The 276-nt window shown below is 39.5% G+C and carries 1 protein-coding gene; it reads right to left on the reverse strand.

The window, feature by feature from the left end:
* Positions 1–4 precede the first annotated feature (4 nt).
* On the reverse strand, positions 5–276 hold a 272-nt coding region (locus RFK25_RS11640; protein ID WP_332413569.1), incomplete at its 5' end, for a hypothetical protein.

Raw genomic sequence — 276 nt, forward strand, 5'->3', positions numbered from 1 at the left:
TCCTTTATTTAATCGTATCCCATGTCAAGATGACATCACCTCGACCTGTGATGTTTACTAAGTGTTTAAAATTGTGGTTGAATTGATGAAGTACATCTTTCAAACTGACGTAGGTTGTACCGTTTCGATAGATGCGGATATCTCCAATATTCAAAATTGAACTTGGTCGGTCAGAAGCTTTATAGGCATCAATACTCAGTCGGTTAGGCAACGTTACTATTTCCCAGCCATCTGGATTGGTATATGGAGCACTAGCTAAACGTACCTTATCGCCTA

The sequence above is a fragment of the Streptococcus sp. SS-4456 genome (assembly GCF_036680365.1).
GTDB lineage: Bacteria > Bacillota > Bacilli > Lactobacillales > Streptococcaceae > Streptococcus.